This window comes from Rhodovulum bhavnagarense, assembly GCF_004343505.1.
Lineage (GTDB): Bacteria > Pseudomonadota > Alphaproteobacteria > Rhodobacterales > Rhodobacteraceae > Rhodovulum > Rhodovulum bhavnagarense.
In genome coordinates, this window is sequence record NZ_SLXU01000036.1 from 1 (window position 1) to 3,383 (window position 3,383).

Sequence of the window (3,383 nt, forward strand, 5' to 3'; positions counted from 1 at the left end):
CGCTTGAACTCGTCGCTGTGTATCGCTGCCATATCCGGTCTCCTCGATGGCGAGTATCGCTCTCAAAAGATCGGAACGAAACCGATGCAGGTCCAGAAGACATCGCAGGCATGCAGGTCGAGCAGCCCGCTGAAGGGCTTCTGCTCCCAAGGCACGCGGAACCGCTCGCCGTCCTGGCCCTCCTCGTAGTCGCCGAACTCGACCGGCTCGCCAAAGACCCGCACCGACAGCCGGAGCTTGTCGTTCTCGGCTAGGTACACAAGGTCCGTCTCGGAAATCCGCCAGCGATCGAGCACCTCGGGGAGCGTGAAATACAGCTTGTCGATGTGCACGCGCCCCTCCGATTCCCCTGCCCGATGTTTACCTTATGTTCTTATTCGCTTGACGGCCGTCAATCAATCCGATTTTATCCTATTTCGTCCACAGATGGGTGGGGAAACATGAACGAGCACCACACGCTTGCCGACCGTCTCAGGGCCCGGGCCAACCAGCTCGGCCTCAGCCCCGCCCACGTCGCCGAGATGGCCGGGGTGAACCGCTCCTTCGTCTACGACATCCTGCGTGGACGATCATCCCGCCCCGGCATCGACAGGCTGGCCGAGGTCGCCCGCGTCCTCAAGGTCGACCGCGACTGGCTGATCCACGGCATAGGCGATGTCGAGGGCACGCCCCCCTTCATCGAGAACCCGGACGAGGCGTTCGTGTCGATCGCGCATGCCAGCCCCCGCCCGTCGATGGGCGGCGGTGCCGTAGTCGACGAACACGACGATCCGGCCGGCCGCGCCTACCACTTCCGGCGGTCCTGGATCCGCCACAGCCTGAAGGCCAGCCCCTCCCAGCTGCGCATCATGCATGTCGAGGGCGACAGCATGGCGCCGACGCTGCTCGATGGCGACACAGTCCTGGTCGACATGGCGCGACGCGCGCCGAACCCGCCGGGGATCTTCGTGCTGGACGACGGCATGGGGCTGGTGGCCAAGCGGCTTGAGCACATCCCTAACAGCGACCCGCCCGCGGTGCGCGTCATCTCGGACAACGGCTTCTACAGCCCCTACGAGCGAACGGCCGACGAGATCCACATCGTCGGCCGTATCCGTTGGTTCGCGCGGGAGATCTGATGTGTCACGCGTGCGACGCTGCGACGTCCGAAAAGATCGGCTATGGAAAATCTCTCTAGAGAATCTTACGGTGAGGCTACCAAACACATGCGAGCCTGGCGGTTGGTACGGAGCTAAGGAATAAAATGATCTTCAGTATCGGTCATGGCAACCGCACATGGGCTGACTTTCTTAGCATTCTCCAGTCGAAGGACTGTAGGTACTTGGTCGACGTCCGAAGTTTTCCGAAATCGAAATTTAATCCCGCTTTTTCTAGAGAGACGCTGGAGGAAGCCTGCGCGCTCGCAAGCATTAAGTATGTCTTCATGGGTGACCTTGTCGGCGGGCGTCCGAATAACAAGGCTCTCTACGACGAGTCGGGAAGAGCCGATTACCAGAGAATTAAGGGCTTTGCGCCTTATCAACGCGGTATAGCTAGGATCGCCAAGGCCGCCAGCCTTCCGGAGAATTCATTCTTGATGTGTAGCGAACTTGAGCCTTCGCAATGCCATCGGTCTAAGCTGATTGGTCAGTCCTTATCGGGTCTTGGAATAGAGGTCGTGCACATCAATAAACACGGCACTGAGCTTTCGCAGGAGGAAGTAGTGTCACAAATCGATGGCGGCCAAGGAGACCTCTTTGGAGATGCCGATGCGATGACAAGATCCAGGGGGAGATACCTGTAGTGCAGCTTTTTACCATAGGTGGGTATGGCCATGATGAGGTGAGCTTCGTCACGGCGTTAAAAGATAATGAAATTGATCTTTTTGTGGACATTCGATTTCGCAGAGGTATGCGCGGTAGCAGATACTCCTTTCTAAACGCCACAAGGCTCCAAGAAATACTCAGAGATGCCGGCATCGAGTACATCCACCTGAAAAGCTTGGCGCCATCTGACGTTGTGCGATCGGTTCAGAAGGCGGCTGACGTGCAATCGAATGACACCAAGCGCAACCGGCTCCATCTATCTGATAATTTCATATCTGCATATAAAGATGACGTTCTGCAGAATGCATCACAGGACGAGATCATTCGCGCGATTGCAGGTCACAAGCATGTCTGCTTCTTCTGCGTTGAGAAGGCCCACACTGCTTGTCATCGTTCAATCGTGACGAATTGGTTAGAGAATGCTGCAGGACCTGCGAGGCACATATAGTAGATGGCAATTCTTTCAGTTGTAGGGCGAGAAACGACGTCGCCTTTGGTTATTGTGTCTAGAACAAAAATGAGCGCCGGCCACGTTTGCATTGGCGCTTTTGATGTCGAGAACAAGAAAAATGTTCGTTTGCTGACCTCTTCCGGGAGTCAGCAACCCGAAGAGGTGCCGCTAGACATTGGTAAAGTCGTTATCGCCACCTACATTTCGACAAGCCCAAGCATCAAAGCGCCTCATACCGAGGACGTTAGGTTGCTAAGTTTTTCTGACCATTCCAATGCCAAGGAGATCTTAGAGAAGTTCGGAGAGATTTGTCCTGTTATTGTCGGCTCAATCGAGGATACCTTCTCAGGAGCGCTTTCAAGGGATGGAAGCAATTCCTACTCTGTAAGGGAGGAGAATGTTCCCAACCACAGCGTTTGTTTCTGGAGGACTGATGATCGCCTTGTTTTGGACCAAGGTTATCAGCAAAGATTTGGCAAGATTAAGTACTCGTATGGCAATGGCTTCGCGCGTGTTGGAATTCCATTCGTAGGCTTTCAGGACGCAATAAACGTTATTCCTGCCGGTACAGTTGTAAGGCTTTCGCTCGCACGTTGGTGGAGGCCAGATAATGCGGACTACCCCGACAAGCGCTGTCAACTCCAACTGTCCGGTTGGTTCATTTAGGCTCGGATCGTCGAAAACGATTTGCTTCTCTCGGCTTCTCGCTCCTTCGACGACCTGTGGTTTTGACTTGATATCTGTTATCGCGCCCGGCCAACACGGAGCAAACCGCCTCAGGAGGTTCGCTCCCCATGCAAGACGACATCGCCTTCGCGCCGCCCGCCGAGACGCTCACCACTGATGAGCGGCTGACGGAACTGGCCGCCATCCTCGCCGGCGCCATCTCACGCACCAACCCTCTGGAAACGAATGAGAATTCTTCGCTCTACGGAGACAGTTCGCTGGACATTCTCGCCCTCAGACGCCGTCGTCGGAGACAGGTTCAAAACCGAGTTGGAGGCGACGCATGAGGAAAAAGACAAGTAGATCGTAAGCGTCGTCTGACGGTCACCCGGCTTTCAGCTTGACGGCCGGAAATTCCACGGGAGCAGTTCGTCGAGCCGGCTTTGGGGATGGCCGTTCGC

Annotated in this window: 6 protein-coding genes; 5 read left to right on the forward strand and 1 reads right to left on the reverse strand. The window is 55.8% G+C overall.

Annotated elements, in window-relative coordinates; translation table 11 throughout:
- Nucleotides 1-62: 62 nt before the first annotated feature.
- The gene (locus EV663_RS15360) at nt 63-332 is read right to left on the reverse strand and encodes a hypothetical protein (RefSeq protein WP_132953398.1); all 270 of its coding nucleotides are present in this window, start codon (nt 330-332) and stop codon (nt 63-65) included.
- 108 nt (nt 333-440) lie between these two features.
- Here EV663_RS15360 and EV663_RS15365 point away from each other — a divergent pair, with 108 nt between their 5' ends.
- From EV663_RS15365 to EV663_RS15385, 5 genes are all read left to right on the forward strand, one after another.
- Nucleotides 441-1,118, forward strand: coding sequence for an XRE family transcriptional regulator (locus tag EV663_RS15365; protein WP_132953400.1), 678 nt, complete (start codon nt 441-443; stop codon nt 1,116-1,118).
- Between the two features lie 125 nt (nt 1,119-1,243).
- Nucleotides 1,244-1,783, forward strand: coding sequence for a DUF488 domain-containing protein (locus EV663_RS15370; RefSeq protein ID WP_132953402.1), 540 nt, complete (start codon nt 1,244-1,246; stop codon nt 1,781-1,783).
- The gene (locus EV663_RS15375; protein WP_165910227.1) at nt 1,783-2,253 is read left to right on the forward strand and encodes a DUF488 domain-containing protein; all 471 of its coding nucleotides are present in this window, start codon (nt 1,783-1,785) and stop codon (nt 2,251-2,253) included. The genes EV663_RS15370 and EV663_RS15375 overlap by 1 nt, the downstream gene beginning before the upstream one ends.
- A 3-nt stretch (nt 2,254-2,256) precedes the next feature.
- Complete coding sequence (locus tag EV663_RS15380) at nt 2,257-2,922, forward strand: dual OB domain-containing protein (protein WP_132953406.1); 666 nt, start codon at nt 2,257-2,259, stop codon at nt 2,920-2,922.
- Between the two features lie 128 nt (nt 2,923-3,050).
- Nucleotides 3,051-3,269: a hypothetical protein gene (locus tag EV663_RS15385; RefSeq protein WP_132953408.1), complete on the forward strand. Its 219-nt coding sequence runs from the start codon at nt 3,051-3,053 to the stop codon at nt 3,267-3,269.
- Nucleotides 3,270-3,383: the final 114 nt, after the last annotated feature.